The organism is Staphylococcus sp. SB1-57, assembly GCF_017086425.1.
Lineage (GTDB): Bacteria > Bacillota > Bacilli > Staphylococcales > Staphylococcaceae > Staphylococcus > Staphylococcus warneri_A.
In genome coordinates this window covers 146,310-166,125 of the sequence record NZ_CP070964.1, presented here as the reverse complement: position 1 = coordinate 166,125, position 19,816 = coordinate 146,310, and the positions used below count along the sequence as shown (strand labels likewise).

Here is a 19,816-nt window from a genome sequence, read left to right as displayed (position 1 = left end):
TATTTTGTAATTTTACATTATCATTAAAGCATACTTTAAGGTCAATTGATTTTTTAAAAAGTATATGAATTATACTTCTAGCAATTCTTAAATATTTTTTCTTTGTAAATGTTAATTTTTCCTCATTATTTTTCATAATTAATGTTATGCTTAATTTGTTTGAAATTATATGTATATTTATTTATAATTATTCACTAACAAAGTATGTATAGGGAGGAGATTTAATGGAAACGGAACACACGATGAACGATGGTCATACATCTTCACCAAAAAGAAAGTTTAAGTTAAAAATGCCTGGTGCATTTGCAATTTTATTCATCTTAACGATTTTAGCTGTTTTAGCAACTTGGATGATTCCTGCAGGTTCTTACTCTAAATTATCTTATGATGATCATGTATTAAAGGTCGAAAGTCCGCAAGGTAAAGTTGAAACACACAAAGCTACACAACATGAACTAGATAAGATGGGTGTCAAAATTGATATTGATCAATTTACTTCAGGTGCGATTAATAAACCTGTATCCATTCCCAATACATATGAGCGCTTAGATCAACACCCTGCTCATTTGTCTGATATTACGAGTAGTATGGTAAATGGTACGATTGAAGCTGCTGATATTATGGTATTCATCTTAGTACTCGGTGGTTTAATTGGTGTCGTTCAAGCTAGTGGTGCATTTGAATCTGGCTTACTAGCACTAACTAAAAAGACTAAAGGCAGAGAATTTTTATTAATCTTCTTTGTATCTATATTAATGGTTCTAGGTGGTACTTTATGTGGTATTGAGGAGGAGGCTGTGGCTTTCTATCCTATACTTGTCCCTATCTTTTTAGCTATGGGTTATGACTCTATTGTTTGTGTTGGGGCTATCTTTTTAGCAAGTTCGATGGGCTCGACCTTCTCTACGATTAATCCATTCTCAGTCGTCATCGCATCTAATGCGGCCGGCACGACATTTACTGAAGGTTTGTATTGGCGTATTGCTGGTTGTATTATCGGAGCACTATTTGTTATTGGTTACCTCTATTGGTATAGTAAAAAAATTAAAAAAGATCCTACCGCGTCTTATAGTTACGAAGACAAAGACGAATTTGATCAACAATGGTCTGTAATGCAGCACGATACCACACAACAATCATTTACAATGCGTAAAAAATTAATTTTACTACTCTTTGTGATTCCTTTCCCAGTCATGGTATGGGGTGTGATGTCACAAGGTTGGTGGTTCCCAACAATGGCTTCTGCATTCCTTATCTTTACCATTATTATCATGCTACTCACTGCAACTGGCCCTAATGGTTTAGGTGAACAAGGTGTCGTAGATGAATTTGTCAAAGGTGCTTCCAGTTTAGTTGGGGTATCACTCATTATCGGATTAGCACGTGGCATTAACTTAGTATTAAATAATGGTCGCATTTCAGATACGATTTTACATTTTTCTTCTTCACTCGTAGAACATATTCAAGGTCCATTATTTATAATCGCTTTATTATTTATCTTCTTCTTCCTAGGATTTATTATTCCATCATCATCTGGATTAGCTGTGTTAGCGATGCCTATTTTCGCACCACTAGCTGATACAGTTGGTATTCCTAGATATACTATTGTATCTGCCTATCAATTTGGACAATATGCAATGCTATTCTTAGCACCAACAGGTTTAGTCATGGCAACATTACAAATGCTCAATATGCGTTATTCTCATTGGTTCCGTTTTGTATGGCCTGTTGTCGTCTTTGTACTTGTATTTGGTGGTGGCATGTTAGTCGCACAAGTTTTATTACATTAATCGATTTAATATAAAAATAACCGGGATATGTGCCCTCATAGCACTATCCCGGTTTCATTCTATTGTGATACATGATGGTTTAACCAGTCTACTATTTCCTGGAAAATACTTTGATTATATGATGATTCATTAAATATTTCATGTTTTAGTCCATCATAAATATGCATTGATTTATGTTCGGAACTAATATCATTAAACAATTCAAGAGAATCTTGATAACTCACAAGTCCATCTTCCTTGCCATGTAATATCAATATAGGATCAGTAAACGATGCTGCTTGTGCTTTTAATAATTTGACGCCATCAAGCAATGTATAAATTAATCCAAAAGAGATGTCTTTAGCAACTAAATCGTCTAATTCATACTTTCGAATCGTATCTTCATCTGAACATACACCATCACCAAGTTCATTCGGTAAATATTTATCTTCTGGTTGACTACGGTCAGGTTCTCCAAATAATTTCAGGTTATAACGTGTTAATGCACCTGAAGTGACAATACCATCGACAAGCCCAGGGTGTTTTGTACCATATAATGTAACTGTATATCCGCCCATACTATGTCCAATAAGATAAACATTACCTTTATATGTTTCTTTCACAAATTGAATCATTGCATCTAAATCTTCCACAATTTCATCTTTATTACTATAATATACAGGTTTTCCTTCTGAACGACCGTGTCCACGTTGATCGTAACGAATGACGTTAAATTGATTATCATTTAAAAATGTAGTGATATGATCATAGCGTTCAAGGTGTTCAGCTAAACCGTGAACAACAATGATATTGGCCTTTGGTTCCGATACCTCGTTGACCTTCGCATATAGGTTAGTACCGTCTGCTGATTGAATGTATTTAATATAATTCATTGTCATCCCCCTTTAGTCCACTTATACCCACTTTCGAACAATAATGACATCAATCATCAATTTTATTCGGAATAAATACATCCGCTTCACTATCAGGAGGATAATAATAACCATTTGGTATCGTTTGTAACTCAATTAAGCTTCCCCACGGTGTCTTAACATAAACCGTTTGATTATCTTTCGTATCTTCATAACGTGTATTTAGATGAGGTTCAGATATAGGTTGTCCACCTGCACGTTTGATTTGTGACAAAGCTTTATCAAAGTGATCTACATAGAATGAAAGATGAGTAAAACCTATGTCTTGTAAAGATACGGCTTGTTGTTGTGATGCATCTTTAAATTCAAATAGTTCAATATTTGGACCATTACCAAAAACCATCATTCTTTTTTTAATAATTTTGGCACCTTTCTCAAGACCTAACACCTCTTCAACAAACTCACCCTCTCTAGGGCTATCATTTTGTGTTTGACTGTCATAAGCCACTTTCCCGTCTAATCCTTGTTTGAAAAATTCTGTCGCTACTTCAATGTCTGGAACTGTTAACCCAATATGATTGATACCTCTTGTGATACTCATCTTCGATAACACCCCTGTTTATAATAATTTTCCATTTTGTATAATTTTTCCCATTATGCTTTCATTCGACACATTTAAGAGTTAAATATAATCGAGAGTAGTAAAGGCATGCCATTTTGAAGATTTAATCATAAAAAGTTTGCTTTTCTATAACTAACGTGGTATATTCTTTATATCAAATATAAATGATATATTTAAAAAGAGAAAACGGAGGAGTTAATTATGACTCAATTTACATTCGATAGCGTACACAGTGCATTAGATTTCCAAATCAAACATTTAATGGTTTCAAAGGTGAAAGGTGCATTCGAAAAATTCGACGTTAACGTTGAAGGCGATATTAACGATTTAAGTACTTTAAAAGCAACTGCAACAATTGATCCTGCTTCAATCAATACTGGTAACGAAGACCGTGACAACCACTTAAAAACAGGCGATTTCTTCGGTACTGATGAATTCGACAAAATCACTTTCGTATCTAAAGAAGTAAGTGAAAATAGTGTTGTTGGTGACTTAACAATCAAAGGCGAAACACACGAAGAAAAATTCGACGTTGAATATAATGGCGTAAGTAAAAATCCTATGAACGGTGAACAAGTAACTGGTTTCATCGTAACCGGTAAAATCGATAGAGAAAAATATGGCATTAGCTTTAACCAAGCATTAGAAACTGGTGGCGTAATGTTAGGTAGAGAAGTAAAATTCGAAGTTTCAGCAGAATTTTCTATTCAAGACTAATATATATTTAAAAGCGGTTTTCTACATATACGTAGAAAACCGTTTTTTTCATACTCTTATTTAATGAAATTGAAAACTATGATGACCTTTAGCAAATCCATTTACCGTATATAACATCGATCCCCCACTCATTTCGATGTCATTTGAACAAATAATAAGTTGGTTTGTACCAGGAATAAATTGTGGATGCGTAGAGCGTAGCATATGACCTTCATCTCGACCTGGAATTAAAATTTGTCCAATAGGATAGCCTTTTTTATTGAATACTAAGACTCTTCCTTGTCCATACATCGCAACATACAAATTATCATCACTATCAATACAACAAGAATCTGGACCTTCATGGCCAGTAAAATAATAAGGAATCGTCGCGCCGAATGGTGCAATTGTCACACCATCTTCCTCTAATTCAATACGGTGTAATCGGTTCGTAGTCGTTTCTGTCACCCAAAGCACACGTTCATCTGTACTTAAGGCTACACCATTTGCGACACTAATATTTTGAATCACAGGTATCACCTTTTGAAAATCTGGTGATACATAATATACACCGCCTTGCGGATGAGTTGAATAACCTCTAAAATCAGTAAAATAAAAGCCACCTTTACTATCAAATACCATATCGTCAATACAATATTCCGTATTTAATTCTGAAATAATCTCTTCAAATTGTTCTCCTTTGTCAGTTGTAGCAAATATGCCACCTGTCGATTTGAAATCCCCTAGATAACATATAAATAATCGACCGTCTTTATGAATTTTAATAGCTGCTGGATTTTCTTTTTTCGATTTAAATGGACGTGTCACTTCTTTAGTATCAGGATTAACTTTAAAGATATTACCTTCAAAGACATCGAGTAAGAATAATTGCCCATCACGATCAAAGTTTAAGCCCTCAAGTTGTAATCCTTTATCCGAGATTTCCACCCATGGTTCAGCTATTATCGTTTGCAATTCACTTTCCGAAACAATCGGCGCCACACTAGCCGATAGCCCCTCATACTTTAATGTTGGTAAACCATTATTTTCCATTTTCATACCCCTTCTTTCATATATAATGATATCATCACTATTTTATCTGAAATTAAATTTAAAGTCATTGAGGGGTATAACCAATTTGCTGATTCTGTGACATAAGAACATTTTCAAATCATTATTGCCTTATTTTGTCAGTTTTATATCTTAGTAAAATACATTTAAATACTCAGTCACTTGAATGATTTATAAGCTGAGATATTGAATCATTTGCTAATTTTGGTACAATATTATAATGGTGTAAAAATACGTAGACATTAATGAAACGTTTAACAATGAATAAATAATGATGTAAAACACATAGATTAAGAGATTAGAGGAGAATAGAAAATGGATTATAGAGTACTTTTATATTACAAATATACAACGATTGAAGATCCCGAAACATTTGCTGCAGAACACTTAGACTTCTGTAAAGAGAATAACTTAAAAGGACGTATCTTAGTATCAACAGAAGGTATCAACGGTACACTATCAGGTACTAAGGAAGATACAGACAAATATATTGAACATATGCATGCAGACGAACGTTTTAAAGATATGACATTCAAAATTGACGAAGCTGAAGGTCACACATTCAAGAAAATGCACGTACGTCCAAGAAAAGAAATTGTTGCACTTGATTTAGAAGAAGATGTAGATCCACGTGAAACAACTGGTAAATACTACTCACCAAAAGAATTCAAAGAAGCACTTGAAGATGAAAATACAGTCATCTTAGATGCTAGAAATGATTACGAATTTGATTTAGGTCATTTCCGTGGTGCTGTGCGTCCAGACATTACACGTTTCAGAGACTTGCCAGATTGGATCCGCGACAACAAAGACAAATTAGACGGTAAAAACATTGTCACATATTGTACAGGTGGTATTCGTTGTGAAAAATTCTCAGGCTGGTTAGTTAAAGAAGGCTTCGAAAACGTTGGTCAATTACACGGCGGTATCGCAACTTATGGTAAAGACCCAGAAACCAAAGGCCAATACTGGGATGGTAAAATGTATGTCTTCGATGAACGTATTAGCGTAGATGTTAACCAAGTTGAGAAAACAATGGTAGGTAAAGAACATTTCGACGGCACACCTTGCGAACGTTATATCAATTGTGCCAACCCAGAATGTAACAAACAAATCCTTGTTTCAGAAGAAAATGAAGAAAAATATTTAGGCGCATGCTCATACGACTGTGCAAAACATGAACGCAACCGTTACGTTGCAACACATGATATTAGTGATGAAGAATGGGAACGTCGTTTAGAAAACTTCAAAGACGTTCCAGAACATGCACACGCATAATTAAAATATTTAAAACAGGCCGTAAAACGATACGTTTTACGACCTGTTTTTTTATTGAGTCATTGGGTTTAAATGATACTATATAAATAAATCATATTAAGAGGTGGGCGTATGAAGATTCTAGTTACTGGATTTGATCCATTTGAGGGCAATCAAGTTAATCCTTCTTGGGAGGCGGTTAAGCAATTGCCTGACCATATCGGACAGCATGATATTACAAAGTTAGAAGTGCCAACTGTCTTTCATAAAGTGATGAATGTCATACAACAAGCGTTAGATTCTGAACAATATGATGCTGTAGTTGCAGTAGGTCAAGCCGGTGGTCGTGCAGAAATCACCCCTGAACGTATCGGGATCAATATAGATGATGCGAGAATAGCTGATAATGACGGACAACAACCTATCGATATTCCTATACAACCTAAGGGTGCACCAGCTTATTTTTCAAATTTACCTGTTAAACGAATGACAGAAAATATCAAACAACAAGGCATCCCTGCAAAACTATCAAACAGTGCAGGTACGTTTGTATGTAATCATATTTTATATCAACTCGGTTACTTAAATGCTACACGCTTTCCTAACCTGCTATTTGGATTCATTCATGTGCCTTATATTCCAGAACAAGTCGAATCAACATCTCAATCACCCTCATTGTCATTGGACACAATTGTTAAAGGTTTAATCGCAGCAATTGAAGCAATTGACAGAAATGATGACATCAAAATTGCTTTAGGTGAGACACATTAATTCATATAAAAATAGCCAAGAATGACCTACTACTATCATTCTTGGCTAATTTTTATATCGTAGGCGGTCCTATCATTGACCATCCTTTATGACGTGTATAGACATGATTCACTGCAAAGATATGAAGTATCGCAATGCACAAGATCTTATGATCTTCAAAAAACCGATCTTCTCCACCACGTATTTCTGCGTAGTCTCCAACTTGTTTCCAATATGCAATATCACGATCTAATTTAGCATCTTTCATGTGCGTCTGATTATTTTCATCAGCATATATATTTAAAATTCGATTATCTAATTTAATAATGCCATACGTATCCTTTGTTCCACTACTTTTCTTATCAAATAAAACCTTTTGTGTGCTGCCCTTGTCATGATAATACAACTCAAAATGTTTACCCTCTAACACAGACTTTGCACTAGCTTCGACAACGATTTCTCCTGCTGAATTCCTCAATTCATATCTTCTAAATCTTAAAGATAATGTGACTATACTTACGATTCTTTGAAATGGATTACGAAAAACTTTCTGTATATCAATAATATGTTGGTTCCCTTCATCATAAACTGGAGATGATTGGGTAGAAAAAGGATTCCTCTTTTTATACTTATACATCCTACTGCCACCTCTTTTAATACTGAATTTGTACTATTAAAATCATTTTACTATATATACTGAAGTCATCACACTCATTTAATAATGTCTAAGATATGATGATTCTGGGTAAACACAATTAGAACGATTAAGTATATTTTTTATACAGAGGAGAGATGGATGATGACGAATACGGTTTATGATGTTATTGATACGGGTGTTCATTATTTAGTAAATATGTATGATAGTTGGAAAGTTGAAGATATTTTAGATCAAGATAGTGATGTATTTCCTAATAATATACATTGGCAATTCGGTCATGTATTAACTGTTTTTGAAAATGCATTATCTAAAGGCAATCAACATGTGGTTGATTTAGAACGCTATAGACAACTATTTGCGCCTGGATCTAAACCAGCTGACTGGCCTCAAATTGAAGGTGATGTGCCGAATATCGATGAGATTTTAAAAGATATTCAAACTATTCCTGAACGTGCAAGACAATTAACAGATGAACAGTTAGCACAAACACTAGATCAACCCATTGCAGGATTCTCCACAGTGGAAGGATTATTAATGTTAAATGCTATTCATATCCCGCTTCACGCTGGTAAAATTGAAGAAATGGCACGTATTATAAAACAACAATAATTCAACAATGCTTTTTGATAGTCTGGTTGTTAAAACAGTATCTCAGGTTATCACCATTTAAAGGATGTCACTTGTTAAGTGAGGTCCTTTTTTATGTCCTAAATCACCGAAAATGATTCTCAATTAATTACTCAAACCCTCTGTACATTCACTATAAATAGGATTATCCTAGTGGTGTATTAATGAATCTCCTAATAGAAAGAAAGAAGGAAACTCATCTTGGAAAATAATGTAAAATACAAAAAGTTTATTCTTCCTATTGTAGTTGGTTTACTCATATGGGCATTAACCCCCTTCAAACCAGATGCACTAGATACTCAAGCATGGTATATGTTTGCGATATTTGTCGCTACGATCATCGCTTGTATCACACAACCTATGCCCATTGGCGCTGTATCTATTATTGGATTTACGTTAACCGTATTGGTTGGTGTTGTAGATATTAAAACCGCTGTCCAAGGCTTCGGAAATAATAGTATATGGCTTATTGCTATGGCATTCTTCATTTCAAGAGGCTTTGTTAAAACGGGTTTAGGGCGTCGAATCGCACTGCAATTCGTCAAACTGTTCGGTAAAAAGACCTTGGGCTTAGCTTATTCATTAGTAGGTGTCGATTTAATATTAGCACCTGCTACACCAAGTAATACTGCACGTGCCGGTGGTATTATGTTCCCTATTATTAAATCATTGTCTGAATCATTTGGTTCAAGTCCTAAAGACGGTACAGAACGTAAAATGGGTGCCTTTCTCATCTTCACTGAATTCCAAGGTAACCTCATTACAGCAGCAATGTTCTTAACTGCAATGGCAGGTAATCCACTAGCTCAAAACTTAGCCGAAAAAACTGCGCATGTACATATTACATGGATGAATTGGTTTTTAGCTGCACTTGTACCCGGACTAGTATCCTTAATCGTCGTACCATTTATTATTTATAAAATGTATCCACCTACTGTAAAGGAAACACCCAATGCTAAACAGTGGGCTGAAAATGAATTAGCCAATATGGGACCTATATCCATTGCTGAAAAATTCATGACAGGTATCTTTATTGTGGCATTAGCATTATGGGTAACAGGTAGCCTTATCCATGTTGATGCAACATTAACAGCATTTATCGCGTTAGCATTACTGTTACTTACAGGTGTCTTAACATGGAAAGATATTTTAAATGAAACAGGTGCATGGAATACATTAGTTTGGTTCTCAGTACTTGTACTCATGGCAGATCAGTTAAACCAACTAGGATTTATTCCATGGTTGAGTCAATTGATTGCACATAGCTTACATGGTTTAAGTTGGCCAATTGTCATTGTGTTACTTATACTATTTTTCTTCTATTCACATTATTTATTCGCAAGTGCAACTGCACATGTCAGTGCAATGTATGCCGCATTATTAGGCGTGGCAGTCGCAGCCGGAGCACCTCCATTATTCAGTGCTTTAATCCTTGGGTTCTTCGGTAACTTATTAGCGTCAACAACACACTATAGTAGTGGTCCAGCACCTATTCTTTATGGCTCAGGCTACATCACACAAAAACGTTGGTGGACAATGAATATCGTATTAGGATTCGTCTACTTTATCATCTGGATTGGCTTAGGCTCATTATGGATGAAATTAATCGGTATATTTTAATCAATTCAATATCAATTAAAAAAATCATCACCTATACCACATTTTCTTGGGTAAAGGTGATGATTTTTCTTATTCTGTAATTGGTCTTCTTTTCATTTTTAAATATTGAGATGTACTATATAACACAATACCTATCCAAATAAATATAAACGTAATCAACTGATTGATATCAAACGGTTCGTTAAATAAGAAGATACCTAAAACAAACATAATGGTCGGTCCAACATATTGGATGAACCCTGTTAAAGATAATGGAATACGTTTTGCGCCTGCTGAGAATAGTATTAAAGGAATCGCTGTAATCGCACCAGAGAATAATAACCAGAACGATGACATGTTCATACCAAAGCTAAGTTGGTGTTGTTGCCATAAATAACCAACATAGATTAATCCTGCAGGAGCCGTGACAATACATTCTACTGTAATACTACTAATCGCATCGATATGGACAACCTTTTTCAATAATCCATAAATCCCAAATGAAAATGCCAACATGAGTGAAACGATTGGGAATTCTCCTACTTTCAATGTCATGTAAAGTACGCCAATAAATGCAAATAGAATCGCTAACCATTCAAATTTATTAAATCGTTCTTTTAGGAAAATGAGCGCTAATAAGATACTCACTAACGGATTAATATAATAACCTAAACTAGATTGTAATACATGTCCATTCGTCACTGCCCATATAAACGTTCCCCAGTTAATCGTTATCACATAACCAGCAACGACGATGGCTACAAGTTGTATAGGATGTGTCACCAATTGATTGACATCTCGAATAAATGCTTGCCTTTGATTCTTGCCAATGATTAAAATAAAAATCATGAATATCGCTGAAAAGATAATCCTAAAGGCTAAAATTTCAAATGCACCAATATGATGAATCAATTCCCAATATATAGGCAAAATGCCCCATAAAACATATGCACCTAGTGCGAAAAATATGCCTTTTTTATATTCATTATTCATCAAAGTCCTCCCTTCACACATCTCAATCGTTATAATAATATCAGTCTACTAATAAATGAATCAGAAAAACAATAGTTTGTTTATAAAAATACACCCCAACATATTGAACGCTTAATTCAACAATTGGGATGTTCATTCATATACTCATTATCAACGATTAAAGATAGTATATTTAAGGACTCATAGTCAGTCACTAGCCACCGAAAAAGAGATCAATGATATCTGATTTTCTATTCTTATCATCTTTATAAAATTCCGTATAACCACAATTTTTACAAGTAATCGTTATAAAATTATTATGTTGTAAATCGAACACTTTTGAGAGTCCTGAACCTGTTGCAGATAGTGTACCTTCTTCGACTTCAGTATGTCCACATTTAACACACCCTTGATGTTCAACCATTTGTCATCTCCCCTTTATTTACAGACTTGCCATTAATCTATACCTGACAATGCAATCGATCAAACGTTTAATCTGTTGACCTTATTTCATTGCAATATCAATTAAATAATAATTAAAACTAATTTATTTTCGTCATAACATTTTTGTTACACTAATAAAATTTTCTATGCGTTTATCATTAATCGGAGTATGATTAATTATTATGTTTATCAGAAAGAGGGTATTATTTTGAAATCAATGCAACGACAATCATTAAGTTGGTTACCATACATAAGCATTGTCATCTTACTACACATTATTGGATTTAGCTTTTTATGGTTTGCAGGTAAAGATCATCATATTTTATTTGGCATGGGTATATTGGCATATACGTTAGGTTTACGTCATGCTTTCGATGCCGATCATATCGCTGCTATCGATAATACAGTTAGGAAGTTATTACAACAACGTCGCGATCCTGTCGGTGTCGGTTTCTACTTTTCAATCGGTCACTCTACAGTCGTATTTTTAATGGCTGTATTACTAGGTATCTCAGTCAAATGGGCTAAAAGTGAATTACCCCATTTCCAAGACATAGGTGGTACGATTGGCACGTTAGTTTCCGGATTTTTCTTAGTTCTAATTGGTATCTTAAATTTAATTATTCTAGTATCTCTAGTTCAATTATTTATGAAATTACGTAAACAAAAGGGCATTGATAATGAGGAAGTGAATGAGCTATTAGAATCTAGAGGCTTTATCACTCGATTTGTAGGACCTTACTTCAAAGTCATCAGTAGAAGTTGGCACGTATTACCATTAGGTTTCCTCTTTGGTTTAGGGTTTGATACAGCAAGCGAAATTGCATTGCTCGCGTTATCATCCGGTGCTTCTCAACAAGCTATTTCATTTATAGGTATCTTATCATTACCTATTTTATTTGCGGCGGGTATGAGTTTATTAGATACCTTAGATGGTGTAGTGATGAAATCTGCCTACAACTGGGCATTCTTTAATCCTATTCGTAAAATCTATTACAACATTACAATTACAACCATTTCAGTTATCGCAGCTTTAATAATTGGCCTAATAGAGTTGTTACAAATTATGGCTGATAAATTGGCGTTATCTGGTGGCTTTTGGTCACTAATTCAATCCATTCAATTTGACTATTTAGGTTATATTTTGGTTGGTTTGTTCTTAATCACATGGTTGATTTCAACACTGATTTGGAAATTCGGAAAAGTTGAGCAACGTTGGTCTTAAATCTTTGCTATTCCATTGATAACCACGTAAACTTAGCGCAACTAATCAATTAAATAAAAATAATCGGGGTATTCGTTCATGAATAAAAAAATCGCATTAATTACTGGGTCTTCAACAGGCTTAGGCTTAGAAACTGCTTCACTACTGGCTAAAAATGGATATAAAGTATACGCAACGATGCGTCATTTAGAAAAGCAAGATGTACTCATACAATTATCACAGCAAGACGGTATCGACTTAGAAGTCAAACAACTAGATGTTACAAATTTAGATCATATCAATCAAGTCGTTACTGACATTATCAATACTGAAGGTCGTATTGATATCCTTATTAATAACGCAGGTGCTGGCTTTGTTAAAACAACAGAACTTGCAACAGATGATGAAATCATGTGGCAATTGAATTTAAACTTAATGAGCGTTATCCGTATGACAAAAGCAGTCTTACCATATATGAGAAATCAAAGAGACGGTCGTATCATTAATATATCTTCTGTTGGTGGTCTTGTAGGTCAACCATTTAACGAAATTTATTGTGCAACTAAATTCGGTGTGGAAGGTTATACGGAAGCAATGGCAAGTTACGTTCAGCCGGAATTCAATATTAAATTCACTCTCATCGAACCAGGAGGCATTCAATCAGAATTTACAAATAATGTGATGGCACAGCTACAGTCTACGGGCGGTCTTAAGGACGATGAGTACAAGCCAGTTCTTGATTCATACTTAGGTGGTCTTAAAGAAAATTATGGCACGGGGTCCTCTCAAACTTCTGAAGAAGTCGCTACCGTCATACTTAATACGTTAGAAATGGAAGAACCACCTATTCGTACTCGTACATCAGACTGGTCTGAAGCATTTACCGAACTCAAAACACAAGCTGATCCAACGGGTAAAGAACAACAACGTCGTGTTGTTAAATTATTAGGAAAATAGATATACAACATAAAAGCAGTAGTAAGTCATTTTAAACACTGACCTACTACTGCTTTTTTAATTTATTTAATCAAGTTATATTTAGCCATACTATCAAGCGCTTCTAGAATTGCCTCTTCTTGTGTTCCAATTGGGCGCCAACCAAGTATTGATTTAGCGTGTTCGTTACTTACATTTCTATTCATATCAAGTAACAATTTACCTTCTTTAGCCTCTTTATTAAACTTCGCACCTAAACCTAATACAAAATTAGGCAATTTCTTTGTAGATGTTTGAGTAGCTAATTCAGGACGTTGATGTTTAATTAATTGGGCAATTTCTGGCATTGAAATTTGTCCGTCTGCCGTGGCGATAAATCGTTGGTTATTGGCCTCAGGTGTAGTCATCGCTAAAATGTGTAAACGCGCCACATCTCTGACATCAACTACATTTAATGGGATATTAGGCACACGTTTTAATGACCCGTCGACTAAATTTTTAATAATATTAAAACTTCCCGATACGTGGCTATCTAATGATGGGCCTAACATTGCTACAGGGTTTATCGTCGCAAATTCTAAATCATTATCCTTATTCTTAACAAAGTCCCATGCCGCCTTCTCTGCTAATAACTTAGATTTTTCATAAGCTGACAATCCCGGTTCATCTTGGTTTGTCCAGTTTTCTTCGGTAGTGATACTAGATTGGTCTTTATTACTAAATCCGACAGCACCAAAGTTTGACGTCATCACTACACGTTTCACATTCGCTTTCTCCGCTGCTCTCAAAATTCGTTGGATACCTTCAATCGCTGGTCTAATGACTTCCGTTTCATCTTCTGGAATATCAAAGAATACTGGTGAAGCGACACTCAATACATATTTACAATCTTTCATCGCTTCATTCCAATGTTCATTCTTTGATAAATCCGCTTCTACAAATGATAACTTTTCAGTTTTTATGTGATGATCATTTAATGTTTTAATTACTTGTTTCTTTTTATCTAAAGAACGTAACGTCGTACGTACCTCATAGCCATCTTTTAATAGTTCACTAATGATACGCATTCCTAAGAACCCGCTACCACCTGTGACCAAGACTTGTTCATTCATATTTAACCTCCTCAGGTTAACTTATTTGAGCTTTGATTATAACAGGTTATATGACATTCAACTAATTATATGAATATTACCAATGTTTTGTTATTATTTTAAATCAACCGAAATTTTATGAAATAAGCGTAAAAAATGATATCTTAAAGTAATCTAATCACGATAAGCTATACAACGGCCTTATCTATTTACAAAGGAGGATACAATTTAATGTTCTTAGCCTGGAATGAAATTAAAAGAAACAAACTTAAATTCAGTTTAATTATTGGGATTTTAGTACTCATTAGCTATTTATTATTTTTATTATCTGGACTGGCAAACGGGTTAATCAAAATGAATACAGAAGGCATTGAAAAGTGGCATGCTGACGCTATTATTTTAAATAAGGATGCCAATCAAACCGTAGAACAATCTGTATTTGATCAATCCAAAGTGAAAGACGACTTCAAACAAGCAACACCATTGAAACAACAAGGCGTGATCGTTTCAAATAAACAAAAAGAAGAAAATGCCTTACTCTTCGGTGTGACATCTCATTCATTTTTAGTGCCAAAATTAGTTGACGGGCATCAAGTAAAAAAGACCAATGAAGTGGTGATTGACCAAACCCTTAAAGATAAAGGATTCAAAGTTGGCGATACATTATCATTGTCACAATCAGACGAAAAATTGAAGGTCGTAGGTATTACAGAAAGTGCGAAGTACAATGCATCACCAGTGATTTTTTCTAATAACAAAACGATTGAAAAGATCAATCCAGCGCTATCAAAAGATAAAACCAATGCCATTGTCGTGAAAGATAAAAATTGGAAAGATCATAAACTCGATAGTGATTTAGAAGGCGTATCTATCAATGCATTTATTGAAAATTTACCGGGTTATAAAGCTCAAAATCTAACTTTAAACTTTATGATTTCTTTCCTATTTGTGATTTCAGCAACGGTTATCGGTGTGTTCTTATATGTCATGACGCTACAAAAGACAAATCTATTCGGCGTCTTAAAAGCACAAGGCTTCACTAATACCTATCTAGCTAAAATGGTATTAGCACAAACCTTTATATTGTCACTGATTGGTACGGCAATTGGACTGATACTAACATTATTAACAAGCACTATCCTGCCTGATGCTGTTCCAATACAGTTTAATATGATTACACTACTTATATTTGGTGTAGTACTCATCATTATTTCATTATTAGGAAGTCTATTTTCAGTCTTATCTATTAGAAAAATTGATCCATTGAAAGCAATTGGATAGAAAGGAGTATGCAGATGTTACAATTTAAAGCTGTCACAAAATCATTTAAAGATGGTAACCAAACGATAGAAGCTGTTAAATCAACTGATTTGTCGTTTAATCAAGGCGAACTCATCGCCATTGTAGGGCCATCTGGTTCTGGGAAAAGCACTTTTTTAACAATGGCAGGTGCATTACAAACACCTACTACGGGTGACATATGGATTAATCAACAAAATATTACCCAATTAAAACAAAAGGCCCTTGCCCGTATTAGAATTCAAGAAATTGGATTTATTCTACAATCCACTAATTTAGTACCATTCTTAACGGTTAAACAACAATTTCAGTTACTTAAAAAGTATAAAAAAGATGTACTCAATAAAGATGAATATAAAGATTTACTAAATCAATTAGGCCTGACCGAAATAGAGAACCAACTCCCTAGCGAAATATCAGGTGGTCAAAAGCAACGTGTTGCCATTGCCAAAGCAATCTACACTAACCCATCAATCATATTGGCCGATGAACCCACTGCTTCGTTAGATACAGACAACGCGATGGCCGTTATGAAAATCTTAGAACATCAAACAAAGCAACGAAACAAAACATGCATTATCGTTACCCACGACGAGCGATTAACCCAATTCTGCGACAAAGTCTATCACATGCAAGACGGTGTGTTGCAAGCTCAATAACAATAACAAACCTGTTCCCAACGACATTGTTGAGAACAGGTTTTATTTTGTTTAATTTATACTACTAAATCTTTCGGTATTAAATCATAATCAAACAATACTTCAGAATTGTTCTTATATACTAACTCTTCTTTTATGACTTTATTCGTTTTCTTATCAATTGTTTCTTTATAGATATTAGACTTACGATAAAATTTACCATCTACTTTAGTAAAATGATGATCTCTTTCAATCAAATTGAATTTGACTGGAAACGGCTTTTCACTTCTTAGCTCAGCATAAGAGGTTTCGTTTTCAACCCATAAATTAATCTGAACCGTTTGATCCGTTGTATTTTTAAAACGATAATCAATGTAGTTATACGTAATAGACGTGCCTGTTCCGAATGGTACTCGCTTGCCATGATCCGGTGATAAAGCATCGGAATGTGTATGTAATTCCGTAACTTCTAATGGACTATGTTGTATAAGTAAATTGATTGAATTGGCTAAATTACAAAGTCCACCCCCCATACCTGGTTGTACTTTGTTATTTATAATGACTCTGCCATCTTTATAACCATTTTTCTTATTTCTTACCCACTAGCTTCCAAAATGAAAATTCTTCCCCGGGTTTTATTGTAATCCCATCCATTTTAGAAGAGGCTAGTTGAATATTATATGCTTTATTGTATTGTAATTCAGGATCAATATCTTTACCTTTTTTAATCAAGTGTGTCGAATAACTATGAACCACATTTGGCAATTGTTCTTTTTTTAATGTACGAGCAAACTTTGTTTTTTGTCTTAGATTATCAACGTGTCTTTTCAATATACCTTTGCGTACTGAAATCGCATAAAAAGCGGGATGAATTTCACAGAACAATTTTTTCTTTTTATCCATTTTTCTATAATCTCCTACTACTATATCTGATAGTCTATGCTTTCTCTTTTTATATAAAAGTGTATAAACTTGTAAAATGAGTTTTTCTACTTGGCGTTTTTTCCCTATATTGATATCTTCTTTATGTTTTAAGAATTTAACCAATACATTGTCAATGCCACATAAGTTTGCCCCTAAAACATCTGTAAATATTTGATCACCAACAAGTAAAACTTCAGAGCGATTAACACCTAACATATCAATAGCTTTTAAAAAATTAGGTTTGTGAGGTTTATTCGCCATAGGGATATATAAAGTTTGAATATTTCTGTTAAAAAGCGCAATTCGTTCATCGCTATTGTTAGATAATAACAATGTTTTTAATCCTACATCGTGAATGTGTGCAAATAATTCATCTACTTGGTCAGTTGTGTCATCACCATGAGGGACTAAAGTACTGTCTATGTCAAAAATAATAGCTTTATAGCCCAATTCTTTAACTTTTTCATAATCTATCGCATAAACACTATCTAAATATACTGATGGAAATAAAAGATTCAATATTTTCAACCTCACTAATAATTATTTCATTTTTATATTGCAATACATTTTAATAATAACACAACAAATGATAATCGACACTCTTTTGTAAGTCAATCTAATATTATATGTAAATATTGTTTTTTATTAAAAATAATACTTGTTATTTCCTAGAATTAACATTAAAATAACAAATATTAATATAGTTAATAAATAAATGGTGGGAGAAATAAAATGAATAGAAGCGAACTTACAGTTATGTTGACTCATAATGATTTTACAGTAAAAAATGCATCAGATATTTTTGAATCATGTAAATATTCACAAGCTAAATTTTGGGGATTTAAAGAACAAGGCATACCTAAAGACGAAATGAAACAACTTTATGCTTATATGAAATCATATGGTAAGACTACATTTTTAGAAGTTGTAGAATACGATGAAGAAAAGGGATTACAAGGGGCGCAGATTGCAGCTGAATGTGGTTGCGACATTTTAATGGGGACAACATATTTTGATTCTATTCATAATTTCTGTAAATTAAATAATTTAAAATATATGCCATTCGTTGGAAAAATTAGTGGCAGACCTTCCCTATTAGAGGGAGACATTGATGATATGGTACAAGAAGCCAATGATTATTTAAACAAAGGTGTATATGGTATAGATTTATTAGGTTATCGATATATTGGTGATGCTGATGAATTAATTACAACGTTTGTTAAAAATGTAAACGGACCTGTATGCGTAGCTGGTAGTATTGATAATTACGATAAATTAGATCTTATTAAAAATGCGTCACCATGGCCCTTCACTATAGGTAGTGCTTTCTTCGATAACAGATTTGATGGCTCATTTTTTGAACAAATCAACAAAGTACATGAATACATGGATAAAGAAAAAATTATTTAAACAATAACAAACCTGTTCCCAACGACATTGTTGAGAACAGGTTTTAATTTATTTTGACATCTTATCATTATTTTTGTCTATTTACTCTTGGCAATTCAATAGATATATAGAACTGATTATTTTGGTAAGCAGCTGTAATTCTACCATTCTGTACTTCTACTAATCGCTTAACCATGTATAAACCTAATCCCGTACTACCATTATGTCTACTGGCATCAAGTGTTTGAGATCTTTTGAATAAGTTAGTTTGATCACCATCACTTAATGGTTCATCAGTATCATTTTGTATTTCAATAAGCACCCTGTCTTTGTTATCGAAAACTTTAATTTTCGCATATGTCTTACCATATTTAAGAATATTTGATATTAAATTATTGATAATCCGTTCTAAACATACTCGATCAGCTTTGACTAAGTGCGTACCATCCTCATTAAATAATACATTAATAGACTTGTTATCAAATTGGTTGAAATACGATAAAAATTGTTCTTTTAAACATTCATCAATATTAATTTCTTGTATATTTAAAGCATAATCTCCTGAATTTAATTTAGTCATTTCATGAAATAGATCCACCATATTGATAAGGTTATCTGTTTTACTATTAATCACCTTAGCATAACGATTGACTTCATCTATTGTTTCAATCTCCTGCATAAAGTTAGCATATCCTTTAATAGCTGTTAAAGGTGTTCGAATATCATGAGATATATTGGTAATCTCTTGATTTAACAGTAATTCCTGTTGCTTATATTTCACAACTTCTTTTCTCTTTGCATTTAACACGTCATTGATTTCATTAATCAGGTTAACTGAGTGTTTATGATGAGTATTAGTTCGAATAATTTGATTCGAATTAATATGATGTTTTATATATTTTAATTGTTTCGTTAATTGAGTCATATCATATTTCAACAATAAATATTTATAAATTATAACAACAAGAATGAGTGCTAATATCATACTGATTATCATT

General features: G+C 33.7%; 19 protein-coding genes and 1 pseudogene. 11 read left to right on the top strand and 9 right to left on the bottom strand.

Annotated features, from left to right (window positions below):
* Positions 1-224 precede the first annotated feature (224 nt).
* A complete protein-coding gene (locus JX000_RS00770; protein ID WP_145506494.1) occupies positions 225-1,790 on the top strand; it encodes a YfcC family protein in 1,566 nt (521 codons plus the stop codon).
* 59 nt (positions 1,791-1,849) lie between these two features.
* Here JX000_RS00770 and JX000_RS00765 read toward each other — a convergent pair whose 3' ends face one another.
* Both JX000_RS00765 and JX000_RS00760 read right to left on the bottom strand, forming a co-directional pair.
* Entirely contained in the window at positions 1,850-2,662 is an 813-nt protein-coding gene (locus JX000_RS00765) for an alpha/beta hydrolase (protein WP_107533065.1), read from the bottom strand.
* Between the two features lie 49 nt (positions 2,663-2,711).
* On the bottom strand, positions 2,712-3,242 hold the full coding sequence (locus tag JX000_RS00760) for a VOC family protein (RefSeq protein ID WP_145506497.1): 531 nt from the start codon (positions 3,240-3,242) through the stop codon (positions 2,712-2,714).
* A 222-nt stretch (positions 3,243-3,464) separates the two neighbouring features.
* Here JX000_RS00760 and JX000_RS00755 point away from each other — a divergent pair, with 222 nt between their 5' ends.
* The gene (locus JX000_RS00755; protein ID WP_002451375.1) at positions 3,465-3,980 is read left to right on the top strand and encodes a YceI family protein; all 516 of its coding nucleotides are present in this window, start codon (positions 3,465-3,467) and stop codon (positions 3,978-3,980) included.
* A 60-nt stretch (positions 3,981-4,040) separates the two neighbouring features.
* Here JX000_RS00755 and JX000_RS00750 read toward each other — a convergent pair whose 3' ends face one another.
* Entirely contained in the window at positions 4,041-5,012 is a 972-nt protein-coding gene (locus JX000_RS00750; RefSeq protein ID WP_002451376.1) for an SMP-30/gluconolactonase/LRE family protein, read from the bottom strand.
* 333 nt (positions 5,013-5,345) lie between these two features.
* On the opposite strand from JX000_RS00750, the gene trhO reads away from it, so the two are divergent.
* Together trhO and pcp are read left to right on the top strand one after the other, a co-directional pair.
* Entirely contained in the window at positions 5,346-6,308 is a 963-nt protein-coding gene (gene trhO, locus JX000_RS00745; protein WP_145506500.1) for an oxygen-dependent tRNA uridine(34) hydroxylase TrhO, read from the top strand.
* A gap of 111 nt (positions 6,309-6,419) precedes the next feature.
* Positions 6,420-7,058 (top strand): pyroglutamyl-peptidase I, encoded by a 639-nt coding sequence (gene pcp / locus JX000_RS00740; RefSeq protein ID WP_002451378.1) that lies wholly within the window; start codon positions 6,420-6,422, stop codon positions 7,056-7,058.
* 52 nt (positions 7,059-7,110) lie between these two features.
* On the opposite strand, the gene JX000_RS00735 is transcribed toward pcp, so the two are convergent.
* On the bottom strand, positions 7,111-7,674 hold the full coding sequence (locus tag JX000_RS00735) for a tubby C-terminal domain-like protein (RefSeq protein WP_075778292.1): 564 nt from the start codon (positions 7,672-7,674) through the stop codon (positions 7,111-7,113).
* Between the two features lie 159 nt (positions 7,675-7,833).
* Here JX000_RS00735 and JX000_RS00730 point away from each other — a divergent pair, with 159 nt between their 5' ends.
* Positions 7,834-8,304 (top strand): DinB family protein, encoded by a 471-nt coding sequence (locus JX000_RS00730; protein ID WP_145506502.1) that lies wholly within the window; start codon positions 7,834-7,836, stop codon positions 8,302-8,304.
* A gap of 219 nt (positions 8,305-8,523) precedes the next feature.
* Complete coding sequence (locus tag JX000_RS00725; protein WP_075778294.1) at positions 8,524-9,942, top strand: anion permease; 1,419 nt, start codon at positions 8,524-8,526, stop codon at positions 9,940-9,942.
* Between the two features lie 69 nt (positions 9,943-10,011).
* Here JX000_RS00725 and rarD read toward each other — a convergent pair whose 3' ends face one another.
* Together rarD and JX000_RS00715 are read right to left on the bottom strand one after the other, a co-directional pair.
* On the bottom strand, positions 10,012-10,914 hold the full coding sequence (rarD, locus tag JX000_RS00720; RefSeq protein WP_002451384.1) for an EamA family transporter RarD: 903 nt from the start codon (positions 10,912-10,914) through the stop codon (positions 10,012-10,014).
* Between the two features lie 193 nt (positions 10,915-11,107).
* Complete coding sequence (locus JX000_RS00715; RefSeq protein ID WP_002466596.1) at positions 11,108-11,317, bottom strand: zinc ribbon domain-containing protein; 210 nt, start codon at positions 11,315-11,317, stop codon at positions 11,108-11,110.
* Positions 11,318-11,506: 189 nt separating this feature from the next.
* Between JX000_RS00715 and JX000_RS00710 the strand changes: the two genes are divergently transcribed.
* Together JX000_RS00710 and JX000_RS00705 are read left to right on the top strand one after the other, a co-directional pair.
* Positions 11,507-12,562 (top strand): HoxN/HupN/NixA family nickel/cobalt transporter, encoded by a 1,056-nt coding sequence (locus JX000_RS00710; RefSeq protein ID WP_422802313.1) that lies wholly within the window; start codon positions 11,507-11,509, stop codon positions 12,560-12,562.
* A 78-nt stretch (positions 12,563-12,640) separates the two neighbouring features.
* Complete coding sequence (locus JX000_RS00705) at positions 12,641-13,498, top strand: SDR family oxidoreductase (RefSeq protein ID WP_145506505.1); 858 nt, start codon at positions 12,641-12,643, stop codon at positions 13,496-13,498.
* 62 nt (positions 13,499-13,560) lie between these two features.
* Here JX000_RS00705 and JX000_RS00700 read toward each other — a convergent pair whose 3' ends face one another.
* A complete protein-coding gene (locus tag JX000_RS00700) occupies positions 13,561-14,589 on the bottom strand; it encodes an SDR family oxidoreductase (RefSeq protein ID WP_206140773.1) in 1,029 nt (342 codons plus the stop codon).
* A gap of 210 nt (positions 14,590-14,799) precedes the next feature.
* Here JX000_RS00700 and JX000_RS00695 point away from each other — a divergent pair, with 210 nt between their 5' ends.
* Both JX000_RS00695 and JX000_RS00690 read left to right on the top strand, forming a co-directional pair.
* Positions 14,800-15,849, top strand: coding sequence for an ABC transporter permease (locus JX000_RS00695; protein ID WP_107533073.1), 1,050 nt, complete (start codon positions 14,800-14,802; stop codon positions 15,847-15,849).
* A gap of 14 nt (positions 15,850-15,863) precedes the next feature.
* Complete coding sequence (locus tag JX000_RS00690) at positions 15,864-16,526, top strand: ABC transporter ATP-binding protein (RefSeq protein ID WP_002451391.1); 663 nt, start codon at positions 15,864-15,866, stop codon at positions 16,524-16,526.
* 56 nt (positions 16,527-16,582) lie between these two features.
* Here JX000_RS00690 and JX000_RS00685 read toward each other — a convergent pair.
* A pseudogene (locus JX000_RS00685) lies at positions 16,583-17,963 on the bottom strand (YqeG family HAD IIIA-type phosphatase).
* A gap of 198 nt (positions 17,964-18,161) precedes the next feature.
* Here JX000_RS00685 and JX000_RS00680 point away from each other — a divergent pair.
* Positions 18,162-18,839: a hypothetical protein gene (locus JX000_RS00680; RefSeq protein WP_206140772.1), complete on the top strand. Its 678-nt coding sequence runs from the start codon at positions 18,162-18,164 to the stop codon at positions 18,837-18,839.
* 67 nt (positions 18,840-18,906) lie between these two features.
* Here JX000_RS00680 and JX000_RS00675 read toward each other — a convergent pair whose 3' ends face one another.
* A complete protein-coding gene (locus tag JX000_RS00675) occupies positions 18,907-19,815 on the bottom strand; it encodes a sensor histidine kinase (protein WP_206140771.1) in 909 nt (302 codons plus the stop codon).
* Position 19,816 lies beyond the last annotated feature (1 nt).

Excerpts from the sequence above, each read along its gene's own strand:
- JX000_RS00770 (WP_145506494.1), top strand. The coding sequence starts at position 225 with ATGGAAACGGAACACACGATGAACGATGGTCATACATCTTCACCAAAA.
- JX000_RS00765 (WP_107533065.1), bottom strand. The coding sequence starts at position 2,662 with ATGAATTATATTAAATACATTCAATCAGCAGACGGTACTAACCTATAT.
- JX000_RS00760 (WP_145506497.1), bottom strand. The coding sequence starts at position 3,242 with ATGAGTATCACAAGAGGTATCAATCATATTGGGTTAACAGTTCCAGAC.
- JX000_RS00755 (WP_002451375.1), top strand. The coding sequence starts at position 3,465 with ATGACTCAATTTACATTCGATAGCGTACACAGTGCATTAGATTTCCAA.
- JX000_RS00750 (WP_002451376.1), bottom strand. The coding sequence starts at position 5,012 with ATGGAAAATAATGGTTTACCAACATTAAAGTATGAGGGGCTATCGGCT.
- trhO (WP_145506500.1), top strand. The coding sequence starts at position 5,346 with ATGGATTATAGAGTACTTTTATATTACAAATATACAACGATTGAAGAT.
- pcp (WP_002451378.1), top strand. The coding sequence starts at position 6,420 with ATGAAGATTCTAGTTACTGGATTTGATCCATTTGAGGGCAATCAAGTT.
- JX000_RS00735 (WP_075778292.1), bottom strand. The coding sequence starts at position 7,674 with ATGTATAAGTATAAAAAGAGGAATCCTTTTTCTACCCAATCATCTCCA.
- JX000_RS00730 (WP_145506502.1), top strand. The coding sequence starts at position 7,834 with ATGATGACGAATACGGTTTATGATGTTATTGATACGGGTGTTCATTAT.
- rarD (WP_002451384.1), bottom strand. The coding sequence starts at position 10,914 with ATGAATAATGAATATAAAAAAGGCATATTTTTCGCACTAGGTGCATAT.
- JX000_RS00715 (WP_002466596.1), bottom strand. The coding sequence starts at position 11,317 with ATGGTTGAACATCAAGGGTGTGTTAAATGTGGACATACTGAAGTCGAA.
- JX000_RS00710 (WP_422802313.1), top strand. The coding sequence starts at position 11,507 with ATGATTAATTATTATGTTTATCAGAAAGAGGGTATTATTTTGAAATCA.
- JX000_RS00705 (WP_145506505.1), top strand. The coding sequence starts at position 12,641 with ATGAATAAAAAAATCGCATTAATTACTGGGTCTTCAACAGGCTTAGGC.
- JX000_RS00700 (WP_206140773.1), bottom strand. The coding sequence starts at position 14,589 with ATGAATGAACAAGTCTTGGTCACAGGTGGTAGCGGGTTCTTAGGAATG.
- JX000_RS00695 (WP_107533073.1), top strand. The coding sequence starts at position 14,800 with ATGTTCTTAGCCTGGAATGAAATTAAAAGAAACAAACTTAAATTCAGT.
- JX000_RS00690 (WP_002451391.1), top strand. The coding sequence starts at position 15,864 with ATGTTACAATTTAAAGCTGTCACAAAATCATTTAAAGATGGTAACCAA.
- JX000_RS00680 (WP_206140772.1), top strand. The coding sequence starts at position 18,162 with ATGAATAGAAGCGAACTTACAGTTATGTTGACTCATAATGATTTTACA.
- JX000_RS00675 (WP_206140771.1), bottom strand. The coding sequence starts at position 19,815 with ATGATAATCAGTATGATATTAGCACTCATTCTTGTTGTTATAATTTAT.